Below are 17140 nucleotides of genomic sequence, written 5' to 3' on the forward strand. Positions count from 1 at the left end.
GTGTTTCTCCGATCACCGCAGTTGGTCGCGAAGACGTTCGATGCCCGCCAGCACGACGTCCGGTCCGGGGAAGCGCGGCCGGTCGTTCTCGACGGTCGGCGCGTAGAGGTCGGCGACTTTACGCGCGACCGCCGCCACCGCCGCGCGGGACGCCGCGACGATGGCCTCGGCAATCTCCTCGTAGCCGAGATCGGCTATGGCGCCGGAGAATTGCAGATCGATCAGCACGCCGTCGGCGTTTACCGCTACGGTCACCCGGCGGCCCTCGGCGGACGCGGTGGCGAAGAGGCGAGCACGCTGTTCCTGAAGTTCGACAAGGTCGGCATGCTCGCTGACAACGGCGAGTGGCTCGCGCTCGGCAGGTGGGGTCAGCAATGCCGGCGGCGGTGGCGGCAGCTGCTGTTCGTCCGGCATCCAGTCGACCAGATCCGACAGCTTCGGCAAGCCCAGCAACGCCGCCCGCTGCGCCGACAGAATCTCGTCGGCTTTGCGCTGCACCGCCGCGGCCGCCCGCTGCGCCGCCTGCACGACGCCGCGGGCGATCTGGTGATAGCCGAGATCCTCGATGTCGTCATCGAAGTCGACCTCCGTCACGGCACCGGACACGTCCGCTACCACGACGATTCGCTCCCGCTCGGCCGACGCCGACGCCGTCACCTTCTGATGCAGGCGTTTGGCCTCGGCGAACCCGCTGATGAGCCGGTGCACGTCGTCGACCACCTGGGCGACTTCCATTCTCAGCCGATCATTCGGACCGTGCACCGGGCCTCCGTCTCCTGGGTGCGGCACATGATTCGCTCGCCGCTCATCGGCCGTGGTCGTAGACGCTGGCCCTGGCCACCCCGCGGCGCGACTCGTCTTCGCGGACCAGCATGAGTTCGTCGCAGTGCCGATCGATGAGGGCGCGGAATCCGTCGCTGTCGACCGCGACGGCGGCGGTAGGTGTTTCCATGCCGATCGCATAGCAGCCGTCGCCCGGATGGTCTTCCCAGACAAGCCATTTCGTCACCTGGCCGGCCGGGCCGAAGTTCGAATGGCCCTGGGTGATCACGACCCGGCCAACTGTCGCCTTCGGCGCCGCCTGCCACTGCCTGCACCGGGCGTCCACGTCGCCGTCGCCCTCGTCGTAGAGCGAGCTGCGGCCGTGCCAGTGATCGAGATCCGCCGCCCCGCCCGAATCGAGCAGTTCTACCCGAGTCTGGTGGCCCGCCGTCATGGGCGGAAGTTTCTCCATAAGCAGGCGGGTCAGCGATGCGGCATCGCACTCGGTGATCTCCAGCTCGTCCTGACTTTCCAGCATGGTCGGGCTGAAACCCTGGATCAGTACCGCGCGATCACCGAACTTCCTGCCCGCCATCACGATTCGACCATCCAGCACCCGTGCGGCGCTGTAGTCGTCGGCGTGGACAGCCAGCCGGATATCGGCCCGAAGCGATTTGACCAGCACGTCGGCCAGTGCCGGATCCCACGCGGCCTGCAACTCACCCCAGACCCGCGCCTTGGCGAACTGGTAGTCGTAGTAGCCGCGAATGGGTGAGGTGTAGATGAACGGCCAGTTCCGATCGCGGTCGACGAGTCGTTCGCGCAGCACCCGATATTCGAGGCCGCTCAGGCGCCAGGTGCGTTCCACTATCGGTTTCCCTCCACCGTTATGCCGGGGGTCCCGGTCGCCGTTTCGCCCGCCACCTCGGTGGTCGACTTGGTAGCCGTGAAGTCCTCGAACACCTCTGGCTGATGCCCGCCGGCTCGGCCGGGAAGGTCGAGCCGCAACTGCGGTGCGCCGCCAGGGGGCAGCGCGAAGGACACACTGAGCGGCCCGGTCGCACCCGAGGGGAACAGCTGCTCCTCGAGCTCGTGCACCTGCCGTCCGATCCGCTCCGACGCCTCGTCCAGCGCCTGCTTCACCGTCATGGTGCCGTTCTCCACGGCCTTCGCCAGCTGCTGCAAGGCGGGCCCGAGCTGGGCGGCGAGCTGATTGCCGAGCTGGACCAGTGTCGGGATCGCCGACGCAATCAGTTGCAGCGCTTCGGAGAACAGACTCATCATGTCGGCACCGGAGGCCCCGCCGCCACCTATTCCGATCGGGCCCATCGGCCCAGTTGGGCCGACGCCCTGACCGGGATTACCCGAAGGGTTCGAGCCACCGCCACCGGTGCCGCCACCGGATTTGCCGCCGTCGGAACCGGTTCCGCCACCGGAGCCTTTGCCTTCGCCCCCGCCACCGGTGCCGCCGGACTTGCCGCCACCGCTCCCGGCGCCCTCACCGCCGCCGCTCTTGCCGCCGCCGGATTCCCCGCTCTTACCGCCGCCGGATCCGCCGCCATTGCCGCCGCCGTTTCCGCCGCCTTTACCGCCACCGCTGCCGCCGCCGGGATTGCCGGTGGGCTCCTTATAGTTGTAACTGCCGGGCAGATCACCGGTGGCACCCATCAGCTTGTTCGGATCGGCGAACATGGGAATCAACCCCGCAAGCTGCGTCACACCCCCGCGATAACCCTTCTGACTACTCTGCGCATCACCCTTGTCCCAGAACGCCCGCATCGCGGTCAATGCACCATTCACATCGGTGGATCTGAGGACCGTGGAGGGCTGACCACCCGCGTCATACGCCTTGAAATCCGCGTACTGATACAAACGAGAATAAATGAAACTGTTGAAATCAGCCGTATTACCGACAACATTCGACATCGACTCCATACCCCGCTGCAAGGTATCCGTCGCCTGCAGATATTTCTCCAGGAAAGCCACCGCGCGTTCGGCGCCACGACCCTCCCAAAACCCATTCTTGAAAACGAACTCCACCTCGTCGACGAACTTCTGCACCGAACGCCGCCACAGCACGCCCAACGCCTTCCACTCACCCGCGAGCCAGAACGTATTACCACCATTCTTCTCGATCATCTTCGCGATATTGGCGAAATCGAGCAGGACGAAAAAGTCACCGCTCTCGATCGCACCCTCGATCCGCCCCTTCGCTCCCGAATCGAAACTGACGCCCGAACCAGCAGTCGTCGGCAAACCCGGACCCGACTTCCAATTATTGGGCGCAGTAGCGTGAAACTTCGACAACTCCGACCAATGATCCGTCCCCTTCTCCGGGGCGTTAAAAGTATGCGCATTATCATCATCGGTATTGCTATACGACTTGTGTGCCGCAACAAAAGTATTCGCCATCACCGTGACAATCGCCTGATGATTCTTCAAAATGTCGACCAGCTCGACCGTCCGCTTGTCTTCGAACCTGTCGAACAACATCTTCATACTATCCAAAGTCGTCACACGCTGCGCAGCCTTATCGACCGAAAAATCCTTCTTATTATCGATCGTCCACACGAACTTCCCAAAATGTTCCCCCAGCACCAAATCAATAAACCCCTTGATGTCGGCAGCGAATCCCTCAGCCGCCGACACCAGCTTCCCCAACCCCCCACCATCGACCTTCAACAACTTCAACTTGCCGTCCTGCGCGCCCTTCAACAACCCAGACCACTCGGTCTGATCGAAACCAGGCCCACCCGACGTCATCCCACTCCTACCGTCAATTCACTGCGTCCGCCCTGAGTTTCTAGCACCGAACAATCGGGCGGTCACGCTGTAAGGCGACCGCAGCCCGGTCCGTACACCATCCGTTAACCAACGCCGTGCGATGGCTCGTCGCGGTACGTGCACCCCGGCATGAGACGACGTCTTCCCTACGCACTCAGTCGCGTCGAGCGAACGGGCGAGGGCCGCTGGAGCACTGCGTCCAGGCGCATCAGTTCGCCTTCTTCCACCATGCGCCGGACCATTCCGTCACAAGGGATTTCGGCTCGGAAACAGGCGCCGGCACCGTCGAGACTGCCGTGCGCTACGGCCACCTGCAGCAGGTCACGGGAGTAGTGCGCGAAATGGCGCGCCATGGTGCCGCCGCTGCTCGCCGCCTCGGTGGCCCGGGCCAGCCAGCCCTCGAAACTCGGGTATGGGTAGTGCAGAATCATCGGCGCGGTGACTGTTCCGCTCGCGCCGGTGAATCCGGTGAAGCTGTGTGTATCGACCGGCTCGATATCCGAATCGAGCCGGACGGCGCTGCGGTTCGCGGGCGCGTCGAGGAATGCGGAGCGCCCGCTGACGCGGAACAAGGTGCACTCGCGGAACGGGTCGGCGACCGGCTGCGGCTTCGGAACTGCCTCGTGGGCGATGAAGGTAACTTGCCCCGCCCCGGGGATCTGCCAGCGGCGCCTGCCGTCGTCATAGAACAGTTCCCGCGGGCCGAGCGGAAGCAGCCAGGCCATACCGGCCGAACGTGCGGTCGCGACGGCAGCGTGAATATTGGCCACCGCACGCTCGACCGGATCGGCGACGGGAACACTGTTGTCGCACAGCAGTATCGGGTGCTCAGTGTCGCGTGCGAGTGCGCGCACGGCCGGATCATCGGAGTAGACAATGATCAGGTCCGCATGCACCGCATGGTGATCGAGCCAGTCCGTGAGCCCCGGCTGCGGCCCGTCGACGGAAACGCAGATCGCCGTCGGCTCGGCCCGTTGCCGGTACCCGGCACCGACTCCCCGATACACCGTCGTTGTCAGGTCGATCTCGTGCTGTATCAGGTAGTCGTAGTACTCCGTCCACGTGTTCACCCCTGCCGCACGGGCCGCCGCGTAATTCGGGCCGCCGACCGGTCGGGTATGCCGCACGGTCACCGCGTCGACAATCGCGATCGACGAGGTGTCCGGCACGAATCTGGGCCAATGGAAGTCCAGGCCCCACCCGGTCTGCGTGGCGTTGAACGTCGGCAGGCAGCGGAGCAGGAAATCCCGGCGAAAACACGGCGCCATGATCTCGACGAAATTCGTATACCGGAGCTCGAACCTGCGATCGACCAGGGTGATCTCGTGGGAGTAGTAGCTGTCCTCGGTGAGTGCGGGCTGGGACAGCGCGAGCCGATAGCGGGCCGCGTATTCGAACAGTTCATTGATGGACGCGGTGTCGGTGGCCAGATCGTCGTCCGGGAGCCAGATGTAGTCGTAGTCCTCGATCGTGCCGGCCAGGTCGACGGTGAGCACGTGATGCAGCGCAGGCCATTTGGGGCCCTTGCGGTCCAGCCGGCGCACGTCGCCCGTGCGATAGCGGTGCGGGTCGTCGCCGAAATAGCTCACGACCAGATCCCAGGTGCGTGGCTCCGGCCCGGCGAGCCATTGTTCGTGCAACGAGGTGTCCCCCGCCCGTAGCACCACCAGGTTCCGGCGCCGTCCGCCTGCACGGAAGACACTCCGCCGCTGCCGAATTGCTCCGCTTGTCACGCGGCGTACCAGCCCTCTCCCCAGAGCGTGCCGAGACGTTCGAAATACGTCTCGTATTGCGGGGCAACGACATCGGTGGAAAACCTGGACACCGCGTAGTCGCGAATCCCTTGGTAGTCGAGCTTGTCGACCGCATCCGCGGCCTCGCAGAATTCGCGCAGCGTTCGGCAGCGAAAACCCTGCACACCCTGTTGCACGGTCTCGGTGAACACGCCCCAGTCGGTGGTGATCACCGGAGTCCCGCACAGCATCGCCTCGGCATGCACGCCGCCGAACGGTTCCAGGTAGAGCGAGGGCACGAAAACCCCACGCGCCCGGCTCATCAGCTCGCCGCGGCGCACATGATCGACCACGCCGACATACTCGGCGACCTCCGCAGGCGGCGCCACGCCCGCGCCCGCGACCACCAGCTTCACCCCGAGCCGCTGACAGGTGTCGACGGCGATCTGAATTCCCTTCGCCTCGACCAGGCGACCCATGAAGAGAAAATAGTCGTCCTTCTCATCGGAGAACGGAAAGTCTTCCACCTCATAGTAATTCGGGATCACTGCATCGTAGAACTGGCCGCGAGCGCTCATCACGCCGGGAACCGTGGAACGCGAACCATAGACGGAGTGCATCCACGCGTAACTTTCGAACACACGATAGTTCGCGAACACCCCGCTGTAGCCGATCCCGAACTCGACGGTCATCAACTCGGGGAACGTGTCCGCGATCGCCTGCTGACAGGTGCCACCGAGCACGCAGATGAAATCGCGATCCTGTCTGCGCTTCGCGATCTCGGTGATAGCGCGCTCATTGGTGGTGGTCCAATGCGGATCGTAGGCATTCCAGGTGAGGTTGTTGAGGTCCTTGTACAGATCGTTGCCGCCGAACCACTCGGCCTGCTCCGACTTCGACGCGATGGTGACGAACTCGGTGCAGGCCGCGTCGTTCTCCTCGCCGCCGTACAGGAACACCTCGTGGCCCAGACCCGTCATCATTCCGGCGAAACGCCGGATCTTCTGGGTGTACGCACACGGCTGATAGTGCTTGGTGGTCTGTGTATTGGGGAAATTCACGACATGAAAACGCATGGCAGAGCTCACGTTTCGGTTCGAAGGATGGACTGGTCAGCGGTCGATGATGGGCCGGACCGACAGGGGATCTTCGCCGACCGCCTCCTCCAGGTGCTCGGTACTGTCCAGGTAGGCCGCGCGTTTGCGCTGTTGCTGCTGTTGCTGTTGCCCGCCGGGGGCGCCGCCGCCCATGCCGCCACCCATCGGGTAGCCGCCGTAGGGCATCGCGGCCGAAGGCGCCACGCCGGCTCGCGCGGTGACCGCTTCGGCGGAGTTGCCTGGCGCTGCTGCGCGAGGGAACAGTTTGTCCTCCAACGGATTTGCAGGTTTGCCTACCCCCGCCGCACTACCACCCGCCGAGCCGCCACCCACACCGGCCGGCTTGATGTCGAAACCGAATGGACCGGAGGCACCGGTGGGTCCTGACGCTCCCCAGGGACCGGAGGCGAACGGCAGCGAGGGGCCGGACACCATTCCCGATGCCAGCTGCTGCAATGCCTTTGTCAGTGCCGACAGCGGTCCGGTCGCGCCGACGACCGGTCCGGTGGCCCCACCGGGAACCATGTCTTTCGCAGACGATGGTGGGCGGGAGGATGATTCGGTGCCGCCGCCGGAACCCGGCGGCTTGCTGCCGGATCCAGGTGGTTTGCTGCCCGCGCTGCCCGCACCGCCGCCGGTGTCTTTGCCTTCGCCGCCGCCCCCGGTGCCGCCACCGGATTTACCGCTGCCGGTTCCGCCGCCGTTGTTACCGCCGCCGTCTTTGCCGCCACCGGTTCCGCCGCCACCTTTACCGCCACCGCTGCCACCACCATTGTTGCCGGTGGGGTCCTTATAGTTGTAGCTACCCGGCAAATCACCACTGGCACCGAGCATCTTGTTCGGATCGGTGAACGTGGGTATATACCCGGCGAGCTGGGTGATACCCCCGCGATACCCCTTCTGCGCACTCGACGCATCACCCTTGTCCCAGAAAGTCCGTGCCCTGGTCAGCACATCATTGACATCGGTAAAATTCTGAACCGAAGAAACCGATCCGTCGATATACTTGTAGTGCTCATACAGAGGCTGATGCGACCTGATGAAGACATTGAAATTCGCCGTATTACCGATAACATTGGACATGGATTCCATGCCGCGCTGCAAGGTATCGGTGGACTGCAGATACTTGTCCAGGAAGGCCACCGCACGATCGGCACCAGCACCCTCCCAATACTGGTTCTTGAAGACGTAATCCACCTCGTCGGTAAACTTCTGCACCGACCGCTGCCAGACCACGGCCAGCGCCTTCCATTCACCGGCCATCCAGAACGTATTGCCACCGTTCCGCTCGATCATCTCCGCGATGGCGGCAAAATCGAGCAACGACAGGCTATCGCCGCTTTCGATCGCGCCCTCGATCCTGCCCTTCGCGTTGGTGTCGAAACTGACACCCGACCCGGCAGTCGTCGGCAACCCAGGGCCGGACTTCCAATCGGCCGACGGAGTCGCATGGAACTTCGCGATCTCCGGCCAATGGTTCGTCCCCTGCGCGGGCGGATGAAACATACTCGCATTATCGTCATCAGTCTTACTGAACGACTTGTGCGCCGCACCGAAAGTATTCGCCATCACCGTGACGATCGCCTGATGATTCTTCAAAATATCGACCAGCTCGACCGTCCGCTTGTCATCGAACTTGTCGAACAACATCTTCATACTATACAAAGTCGTGACACGAGGCGCGGCCAGCGCAGCATTCGAATGTGCTCCGGCAGCCTTATTATCATAAACCCACGAAAACTTCGGAAAATTATCCTCACGAAGCAGAAAATCAATCAATCCCTTGATATCGGCCGCGAATGCCTCACACGCCGACACAATCTTCCGCAACGCCCCCGCATCCACCTTCAGCAACTTCAACTTGCCGCCCTGCGCACCCTTCAACAACCCAGACCACTCGGTCTGATCGAGACCAGGCCCACCCGACGTCATCCCACTCCTACCCGCTCAGCCGCTGCTGCCGGACACCTAACCACGAGGAACCGACTACGTCAGGCCGCCCACAACCCGAACCACCAACCAGACACCTACGGTTAACCATGGGCCGCGCACCACGCATGCCGTCTCGGTTCCGGGAAGGGAAACAGACATGACTGCCGCAGATCTGATCGCCACCCTCGGCGCACGCGCATTACAGACCCGCTGGTTGGTGCGCGCGCCGATCCGGCTCTACCGCGCCGGACTCGGGTTCCTTCTCGGTACCCGCGTCCTGATGCTGGAGCACGTCGGGCGCAAGTCCGGGGCGAAGCGGTACGTCGTACTCGAGGTTGTCGACCGGCCGGGATCCGACGAGTACGTGGTCGTGTCCGGGTTCGGCCCGAAAGCGCAGTGGTATCGCAATATTCGAGCGCAGCCACGGGTGCGTATCTCTACCGGCCGACTACGGGACGCCCCGGCGATCGCTGCGCCGATAAACGAGGACGACGCGGCCGATGCGCTGGAGCACTACATCCGCCACCATCCGGCGGCGTGGAAGCGGCTGCGGAGCAGCATCGAGCGGGCGACCGGGCAGCCGGTCGGCACGTTGCCGATGGTGCGCGTGCGTCTCGCCCGCTGAGGCACTTCGGGTTTTGCCTCGGATCTTGCGGGTAGTAGCCGTGACGGAAGGAGGGATGCCGACGACACAGCCAGTTCATGGAGAAAGTCCAGGTGGCAGTGGTTATCCAGACCCCTGCCGGACGATCGTGGAAACGGGGTGAGCACGATGGCGGAAACCCACGTCGACGACGATTTGTGGGACGAGTTCCATCGCGTCGTGAACATGTCCTCCCGCGAGTTGCGGGATTGGCTGCGCACCGCGAGCGCGGGCCCGGACGCCGAGGCGTTGCCGGACCACTCGGGGCCGCAGCTCGGTCAGCGGGTGCTGGCCATTCTGGGTAAACGGCGCACCGATCTGGTGGCCGAGGATGCCGAGGCCATGCGCAGAGTGGTGCGCGAGGTGACCGATGCGCGCCGAGCCGACTTGGAACCGGTTGCCGGCCAGGCACATTGGCGGCACCGGCTGATGTCGCTCGGCCACGATCCGCTGAAGGGACCGTGACCATGCAGAATACGAAACTTCGCGAGATCGTCGAACGGGACGGCCCGTTCGCCTCGCTGTACATCGACGCCTCGCACAACACCGATCGCTGGCCGTACGGCGCTGGTCGCCGACGAAGTGCTCCCGGAGCTGCCGCCGCGCGATATCGCGCGCGTCGCCCGCCTGCCCTATGTGCTGCCACTGCTCGAGCGCGCGGCCCGGCAGGTTGCCCATGTGGTCGCGGCGGTCGACCGGCGTTGACCAGCGGGGCCACGATCACGCCGGTCGATGAGGCGAGCGCACCACCGGAAGGTGTGGGAGCGCTGCTTCGGCACCGGTAATCCGACGAACCGAGGAGACAGCGATGGAACGGGGAAACAGCAAACACGGTCCCAAGCTGGACGACGAACTCGCCCACGAACTCGAGGGCACCATCCGCGGCAACCGATCCAGCCGAGCCGAGGAATGGCGCGACCCGGGGCCACCCGCCGACGATGACGAGATCACGGGTGACCGGCCGACGCGCGAACGAAACTCCTAGCAGGTAGATCCGGGTGCGGCCGTCGCGCCGCACCCGGACGTTATTCGGTAGGGGCCCCGATCGGGGTAGGTAGGAATCCGGATTTCATGAAGGCGCCGATATAGGTGTCGAGCACGCTCGCGTCGATCGGCAGGCAGGAGATCGCGCTCCCCGTGAGTGCGCGTTTCGTGTTGCCGCAGTCCACCACGAGATCGGCCGCGCCACCCGCGTAGTTACCGCCGAGGAGTGCGGCGCGCACCAGCGAGTCGTCGCCGGCCAGATAGCGGGCATTGGCTTGCTCGGCGAGGCGCCGCTGTACGGTTTCGAGAGATGCTGTCTCGATGGGTATTCCGTGGCGGCGCAGACACTCGAAGATGTCCCGGATCGCCAGTGGTACCTCGTTCACCAGGTGGTAGGCGGTGTCGGTCGCGTTGCTGAGGGAGATCTCCACGATGGCACGCGCCACGTAGGTCACCGGAGCGAGCGAGATCGTCGCCGCTCCCACGTCGGGGGCCATGCCGAGGATCGCTGCCGCTCGGATCATGTTCCAGAAGGAGTCGTCGGCGCTGTTCACACCGACCTGTAAGTCACCGGAGACCAGGCCGGGCCGATAGATCTTGATCGGCACGCCGCGCTCCCCCGCCTCCAGGGTCAGTTGCTCCGCCGCCCATTTACTCGTTGGGTAACCCTGTGCGGGCAGCTCGGCGGCGGTGATTCGGGTGCCCTCGTCGACCGGGGCGCCAACGTGGACCGCCGACATCACCGTGTTGATCGTGGAGACGAAATGCACGGGCTTGACGCGCCGAGTCGTCGCCAGCCGCAACACTTCTCGTGTTCCGTCGACGTTGGCGGCCCGCAGCCGCGCGTACGGCTCCAGGTGATTCACCTGAGCGCCGTTGTGATAGATAACGTCGATCCGTTCGGCGAGCCACGCGTGACAGGTGTCGGACAGCCCCAGCGACGGTGCCGCGAGATCGCCCGGCACCGGGACGATTCGGGACTCCGGGACGTCGCCGCACAGTCGATACCGCTGCAACGCCTGGTAGATCCGGTCTCGCCCCGCAGCGACGGTGTCGGCCCGAACCAGGCACCACACGACGGCGTCGGTGCGGTCGAGCAGTTCCCTTAGCAGGTATGCCCCCACGAAACCGGTCGCTCCGGTCAGCAGCACGTCACGTGCGGGCCCCTGGCGGATCGGCGCGATGCCGACGGCCGAAATATCCGGTCCGAGTACGGCATCGGCGGCGATCAGCGCCGGACTGTGCACCGGCGCATCCTGACCGGCTATGCGTGCCGCCAAGCTGCGCACAGTGGAGGCACTGAACAGCGACGACACCGGCAGCTCGACACCGAGCCGGGCCGACAGCGCGTGTTGCAGGGTGAGGGTGAGCAGTGAGGTGCCGCCGCGGGCGAAGAAGTCGTCGTCCGCACCGACCTGCTCGACACCCAGCACCTCCGCGAACACCTCCGCGACGATCTCTTCGGTCGGCGTCGACGGGCTCCGGAACGCTACAACGTCGAACATCGGCTCCGGCAACGCCTTTCGATCCAGCTTGCCCGCGGGCGTCAGCGGAAGACGGTCGAGTTCCATGATCACCGCGGGGACCATATGCCGTGGCAAGCTGCGCTCGGCATATTCGGTAAGCCCGTCCGCATCGAACTCCGCGCCCGCCACCGCACGCACATACGCCACCAGAACCGTTTCGCCGGTGGGAGTTTCGTGGCCGACAGTCGCCGCAAAGTCGACGCTGTCGTGTCCGCCGAGCACCGCGTCGATTTCGCCGAGTTCGATGCGGAAGCCGCGGATCTTCACCTGGAAGTCCGACCGCCCGACGTACTTCAACTCCCGAGGGGCGGGCCGGGAATCGCCCTGCTGCTCCGGCACGCACCAGCGCACCAGGTCCCCTGTGCGGAACATGCGCGCACCCGGCTCGCCCCAGGGGTTCGCGACGAACCATTCCGCCGTCAGCGCAGCACGCGAGCGATAGCCGCGAGCCAATGTCCCGCCAGCCAAATACAATTCGCCGGTGACACCGGGCGGCACCGGATGCAACCGCCGATCCAGCACCAACGCGGACACGCCTTGCACCGGTCCGCCGATGGTGATGTCGCGACCGGCGGTTTGTGCGCCGAAGGTCGCGGCAATCGTGACCTCCGTCGGCCCGTAGGCGTTGATATACCTGCGGCCCGGTTGCCACTTCGCCACCAGTTCCGGCGCGGTGACATCACCGCCGACCAACAGGGTCCCGATCGCCACACCGGTGGGATCAACCGTGCTCAATACGGCCGGAGTGACGCTGCAATGCGTCACCCGTTCGTCGCGTAGCACCGCCGCGAACTCGGGTCCGCCGATCACCGCAGGCGGCAGGATGACCAGCGTCGCGCCGACCGACAACGCACACAACCACTCCAATGCCGCCGGGTCGAAGCTCGGCGAAATCGAGTGCAACAGACGATGTTGCGGCTCGAGTTCCAGGACCCCGACCGTGTGCTCGATCAGCCCGGCCAGCCCGGCATGGGTGACGAGCACGCCCTTCGGCACACCCGTCGAACCGGAGGTATAGATCAGGTACGCCGGATTCTGCGGGCGCAGTGGGGCTGTCCGGTCGGCGTCGGTGATCGCTCGCGCGGACCGCCGCGCGCACCCGGCCTCGATGGCCGGATGGTCGAGCATCAGCCACGTCAGCTCCTCGGGCAGGCGATCGACATACTCGGTGGCGGTCAGCCCGATCACCGCCGACGCATCGGTCACCATGTGCCGCACCCGATCCGCCGGATACGTCGGATCGATCGGGAGATACGCGGCACCGGTCCTGGCGACCGCGAGCACTGCGGCCAGCATCTCGTAAGAACGTGGGAAAGCCAGCGCGACAACACGTTCCGGACCGACTCCGAGATTGATCAGGAATCGCGCCAGCCGGGCCGAAGAATCATCCAGTTCGCCGTAGGTGATCGATCGGCCCCGGTCCCGTACCGCGATCCGATCGCGGCCCCACCGCACACCACGCAGCAGCAGCTCCGGCATCAGGGCACCGGTCATCGCTTGGGCGGGCTCTACCCTGGTGAGCGCGGCGTACTCGTCGTCGGCGAGCAGCGGAAGATCGCCCACCGGTATGCGCGGCTGCGCGACGATCGCCGCCAGCAACCGCGTGAACCGGCCCGCCATCACCCGGATCGTGGCTTCGTCGAAGAGGTCTCGCGCGAAGGAGAATTGCGCGGCCATGCCTGCGGCGCTTTCCCGGACGGCCAGTGACAGATCGAACTTCTCGATACCGGTGTCGAAATCGACTGCGGCGGCGCGCAATCCAGGCAGCTCGAAGGCGGATTCCGGCAGATTCTGGAACGCGAACCCGACCTGGAACAACGGATTGCGGGCGGTGGATCTGGCGGGGTTCAACGTCTCCACCAGCCGCTCGAACGGAATATCCGCGTGCTCGAAGGCCCGCAGATCGTCGTCGCGGACCCGTTCGAGCAACGCGGTGAAATCGTCCTGCGCACGGACCCGGGTGCGCAGCACCAGCGTGTTGACGAACATACCGACCACCGCATCGAGTTCGGCCTCGCCGCGACCCGCGACCACCGTGCCGACCGCGATGTCGCCGGTGCCCGACCAGCGGGCCAGGAAGATCGCGAACGCGGCGTGCAGCACCATGAACACCGTCGCGCTCTGCGCACGGGCGAGCTCGGCCACTCCGCGCTGCACGTCGGGGCCGATCGAGAACTGCACCTGCCCACCGGCGAACGATCGCGTGGCCGGGCGCGGCCGGTCGAAGGGCAGGGCGAGCTCATCGGGCAGGCCGGCCAGCGTGGTGCGCCAGTACTCGGCCTGTTGCGAGATCAGGCTGCCCGGATCCGACTCGGCGCCGAGCGTGGCCCGCTGCCAGAGACCGAAATCGGCGTACTGCACCGGTAGTGGCGCCCAATCCGGCTCCGCGCCAGCGCATCTAGCGGCGTACGCCAACATCACGTCGCGGGTCAACGGCGCCATCGACCAACCGTCGCTACAGATGTGGTGTGCGACGAGCACCAGGACATGCTCGGATGGGTCGATACGCAACAGGCTGGCGCGCAACGGAATCTCGGTCGCGACATCGAACCCGGCGGAAGCCACCTCGATGATCCGCGCCAGCACACCGGCGGCGTCGATCGGCTCCGGCGTGAGATCGAGAACGGCCTGCTCGGCTGGCAGGATCGCCTGGTAGGCCACACCATCGTGCTGCGGATATATCGTGCGCAGTATCTCGTGCCGCGCAATCACGTCCTCAATGGCACGGCGCAGCGCCGGGACCGCCAGGTCGCCGGTCAGCCGCACCGCGACGGGGATGTTGTAGACCGCCGAGCTCCGATCGAACTGGTTCAGGAACCACATGCGCTGCTGTGCCATCGACAGCGGAATCCGTTCCGGCCGAGGCCCTGCCACTAGTGCGCGGCGGCCGCCCGCGACCAGATGCCGCCCCACCTCGGCAGCCAGCGCGGCAACTGTCGGCGCGGTGAACAGCAGCCGCGCGGGCACCCGTGCGTCCAGTGCCGCGCCGAGCCGGGCCGCGACCTGAGTGGCCAACAGCGAGTTGCCGCCGAGGGCGAAGAAGTTGTCGTCCAAGCCGGTTCGGTCCACGCCGAGCACCGTCGCGAACACGTCGGCGACCGTTTGCTCGAGCGGATGCTCCGGCGCACGGAACTCCGCGGTCTCGACCACCGGTGCCGGTAGGGCTGCCCGATCCAACTTCCCATGTGCGGTCAGCGGTAATGCGTCGACTGCGACGAACGCCGACGGAACCAGGTAGTCGGGCAGCACCCTGGTCAGCTCGCTGCGCAGCGTCGCCACCTCCCGCTGTCCGACCACATACGCGACGATCCGCTGATCGCCCGGAGAATCGGTCCGGACGACCACGGCGACCTGGTCGACCGACTCCAGTGCGAGCAGGGCGGCCTCGATCTCGCCGAGCTCGATGCGGAATCCGCGTACCTTCACTTGATCATCGGCGCGCCCCAGATACACCAGGTCGCCGTCGGCATTCCACGCGGCGAGGTCACCGGAGCGGTACAGCCGGGATCCGCCGGCAGTGAAGGGATTTGCGACGAATCGCACGGCGGTCATACCCGCGCGGCCGAGATAGCCCCGCGCCAATTGCGGACCCGAGAGGTAGATCTCGCCGGACACCCCGGTCGGGACGGGGTTCAAGCGGTCGTCCAACACCCAGATCCGCAAACCTGGTATGGCAGAACCGATTACGCTGCGGCTGGTCGCCGAAACCTGATGGCTGGTCGCGTGGACGGTCATTTCGGTGATGCCGTACATGTTCACCAGCTGTGTCGCGCCGTGCCGGGCGCGCCAATCGTCGAGTCGGTGGAACTCGAGCGCCTCTCCCCCGAACACGATGTACCGCAACGCCAATGGGGCGATCTCATTGTTCGCCGATGCGGTGCGGTCCGCGTCGGCCAACTGATAGAACGCCGAAGGCGTCTGATTGAGCACGGTCACCCGCTCGGTGCGCAGCAACTCGATGAATTCCGCCGGCGACCTCGATGTTTCGTAGTCGACAACGAGCAACGTCCCGCCGTGCAGCAGTGCGCCCCACAGCTCCCACACCGAGAAGTCGAACGCGTACGAATGGCACATCGTCCACACGTCACGATGGTCGAAGCCGAACTGCGCTCGGGTGTTCGCGAACAGCGCCACCACATTGCGGTGCGGGATCTGCACACCCTTGGGGCGTCCCGTGGAACCGGATGTGTAGATCACGTACGCGAGGTTTTCCGGGCGCAACGCGGCGGTCCGGTCCGCGTCACCGATCGGCGAGGCGTCCATGCCGAAGTCGCTGCGGCCCAGCTCGATCGAGGGTGCTGCGGTGGGCAGAGTGATGCCCGGCCCCGTCACCACGCACATCGGCTCGGCGTCGGCCAGCAGGTAGGCGATGCGATCGGCCGGGTACGCCGGGTCGACGGGCAGGTAGGCACCGCCGGCCTTGACCGTGGCGAGCAACGCGACCACCAAGTCCAGCGATCGGGGCATGGCCACGGCCACCAGCTTGTCCGGACCGACACCCAGTGCAATCAGCTTGCGCGCCAGCCTGTTTGCCCGTGAATCCAGTTCCCGGTACGTCAATGTCTCTGCGCCGAATTTGACCGCGGTCGCGTCCGGGCGTGCCGCCACCACGTCAGCGAACAACTGCGGGAGGGTCTGCTCCGGCCGCGGCGCGAAGGCGCGGGGGAACACGGTGGTGAAGAACTCGGTGAGCGGCTCCGGACATCGTTCCGGCCGAGCGCCGATCGCGACCACCGCCGCCTGTGTGATGGGCACGGCATCGAAGACACCCGTCGAGCCTGCGGTCACACAGGCGATGTCGTCGTCTTGGATCGGACGCACCCGATCCTGGTGCGTCACCGGATCGCCGGGCAGCTGGGCGAGTTCGCTTCGGGTGCCGGGGTCGTCGACCATCAGCCACTCGATCGAGTGACGCGGATTCGAGGCCGTTCTCGACCCGGAGTCGAGCCATGGTGTGCCTGCGGTCAAGCCGAGCACCGGCCTGGTATCGGAGAGAAGGTACTCGGCCTGCTGCGTGGAGGCTCGCGCGTCGATCACGACGAAGCCCGCGCCGGTCTTCGCCACCGCCCACATCGCCGATACCGCCCCGAGCGGCGAGGCGACCGCGACCGCCACCAGTTCCCCGGGGCCGATGCCGCGACTGATCAATAACCGCGCCAACCGCGACGAGACATCGTCGAGTTCGCGATAGCGCAGCGCCGACCCCCGAAAAGCTATGGCAATACCATCGGGGTCGGACTCCACCGCCACCGCCAACAGCCGCGGCAGGGTCGCTGCCTTGGGCCGCCGCGTATGCACTGGGCGCGTGCGTACTGGTTCCCGCACTGGCCCGGACGCGTTATCCCTCACACCTATCTCTCCTACACATTGCCCGACTCGGCAGATTGCCACTGTTCGCCGCCCCCTATTGGTCACATGACCAGTTAGTGGCGTATAGATGTTTCGGGGTCGGCGGCGTTGCCGCCGTTCTCGCCCGTCGGATTCCTATCATGAACACGACCGGTAAACGTTACACCGAGAGTTCCTATTGGAAATAGCCAATTAATAGCTCTTTCCAGAGAATGGTACCGGAAATAGTCGGAGTTTCGCACGGATAGGACACTTGAACGCCACTCGGCTTCAGCGCGTCACCAGGCTTCGGCAGACACGTCGAAGCCATCCGCGCTGGCGATACGAGCC

10 protein-coding genes are annotated in these 17140 nt (G+C 65.4%); 3 read left to right on the forward strand and 7 right to left on the reverse strand.

The window, feature by feature from the left end:
• Window positions 1–12: 12 nt before the first annotated feature.
• From NN4_RS46550 to NN4_RS06280, 6 genes are all read right to left on the reverse strand, one after another.
• Window positions 13–762 carry a YbaB/EbfC family nucleoid-associated protein gene (locus NN4_RS46550; protein ID WP_222594997.1) on the reverse strand — a complete coding sequence of 250 codons (750 nt, stop codon included), beginning with the start codon at window positions 760–762 and terminating at the stop codon, window positions 13–15.
• Window positions 763–805: 43 nt separating this feature from the next.
• Window positions 806–1630: an ESX secretion-associated protein EspG gene (locus NN4_RS44800; RefSeq protein WP_186818292.1), complete on the reverse strand. Its 825-nt coding sequence runs from the start codon at window positions 1628–1630 to the stop codon at window positions 806–808.
• A complete protein-coding gene (locus NN4_RS06265) occupies window positions 1630–3525 on the reverse strand; it encodes a hypothetical protein (protein ID WP_147128994.1) in 1896 nt (631 codons plus the stop codon). Before NN4_RS06265 ends, NN4_RS44800 begins: the two co-directional genes overlap by 1 nt.
• A 167-nt stretch (window positions 3526–3692) precedes the next feature.
• Complete coding sequence (locus NN4_RS06270) at window positions 3693–5279, reverse strand: DUF707 domain-containing protein (RefSeq protein WP_186818293.1); 1587 nt, start codon at window positions 5277–5279, stop codon at window positions 3693–3695.
• Window positions 5276–6355, reverse strand: a complete 1080-nt coding sequence (locus tag NN4_RS06275; RefSeq protein WP_147128996.1) for a glycosyltransferase — start codon at window positions 6353–6355, stop codon at window positions 5276–5278. The genes NN4_RS06270 and NN4_RS06275 overlap by 4 nt, the downstream gene beginning before the upstream one ends.
• 36 nt (window positions 6356–6391) lie before the next feature.
• Window positions 6392–8308: a hypothetical protein gene (locus NN4_RS06280; RefSeq protein ID WP_147128997.1), complete on the reverse strand. Its 1917-nt coding sequence runs from the start codon at window positions 8306–8308 to the stop codon at window positions 6392–6394.
• A gap of 157 nt (window positions 8309–8465) precedes the next feature.
• Here NN4_RS06280 and NN4_RS06285 point away from each other — a divergent pair, with 157 nt between their 5' ends.
• From NN4_RS06285 to NN4_RS44805, 3 genes are all read left to right on the forward strand, one after another.
• Window positions 8466–8933: a nitroreductase family deazaflavin-dependent oxidoreductase gene (locus NN4_RS06285; protein WP_147128998.1), complete on the forward strand. Its 468-nt coding sequence runs from the start codon at window positions 8466–8468 to the stop codon at window positions 8931–8933.
• Between the two features lie 147 nt (window positions 8934–9080).
• Window positions 9081–9416 (forward strand): DUF3140 domain-containing protein, encoded by a 336-nt coding sequence (locus tag NN4_RS06290; protein WP_107654620.1) that lies wholly within the window; start codon window positions 9081–9083, stop codon window positions 9414–9416.
• A gap of 343 nt (window positions 9417–9759) precedes the next feature.
• Window positions 9760–9936 (forward strand): hypothetical protein, encoded by a 177-nt coding sequence (locus NN4_RS44805; protein ID WP_186818294.1) that lies wholly within the window; start codon window positions 9760–9762, stop codon window positions 9934–9936.
• A gap of 40 nt (window positions 9937–9976) precedes the next feature.
• On the opposite strand, the gene NN4_RS06295 is transcribed toward NN4_RS44805, so the two are convergent.
• Window positions 9977–16759, reverse strand: a complete 6783-nt coding sequence (locus NN4_RS06295) for a non-ribosomal peptide synthetase (RefSeq protein ID WP_147128999.1) — start codon at window positions 16757–16759, stop codon at window positions 9977–9979.
• Between the last annotated feature and the right edge of the window lie 381 nt (window positions 16760–17140).

The sequence above is a fragment of the Nocardia ninae NBRC 108245 genome (assembly GCF_007990755.1).
GTDB classification, from domain to species: Bacteria; Actinomycetota; Actinomycetes; order Mycobacteriales; family Mycobacteriaceae; genus Nocardia; species Nocardia ninae.

What these genes read in the sequence shown, in the direction of transcription:
- NN4_RS06265 (WP_147128994.1), bottom strand. Translation starts at nt 3,525, where the DNA reads ATGACGTCGGGTGGGCCTGGTTTCGATCAGACCGAGTGGTCTGGGTTG.
- NN4_RS06275 (WP_147128996.1), bottom strand. Translation starts at nt 6,355, where the DNA reads ATGCGTTTTCATGTCGTGAATTTCCCCAATACACAGACCACCAAGCAC.
- NN4_RS06280 (WP_147128997.1), bottom strand. Translation starts at nt 8,308, where the DNA reads ATGACGTCGGGTGGGCCTGGTCTCGATCAGACCGAGTGGTCTGGGTTG.
- NN4_RS06285 (WP_147128998.1), top strand. Translation starts at nt 8,466, where the DNA reads ATGACTGCCGCAGATCTGATCGCCACCCTCGGCGCACGCGCATTACAG.
- NN4_RS06290 (WP_107654620.1), top strand. Translation starts at nt 9,081, where the DNA reads ATGGCGGAAACCCACGTCGACGACGATTTGTGGGACGAGTTCCATCGC.
- NN4_RS44805 (WP_186818294.1), top strand. Translation starts at nt 9,760, where the DNA reads ATGGAACGGGGAAACAGCAAACACGGTCCCAAGCTGGACGACGAACTC.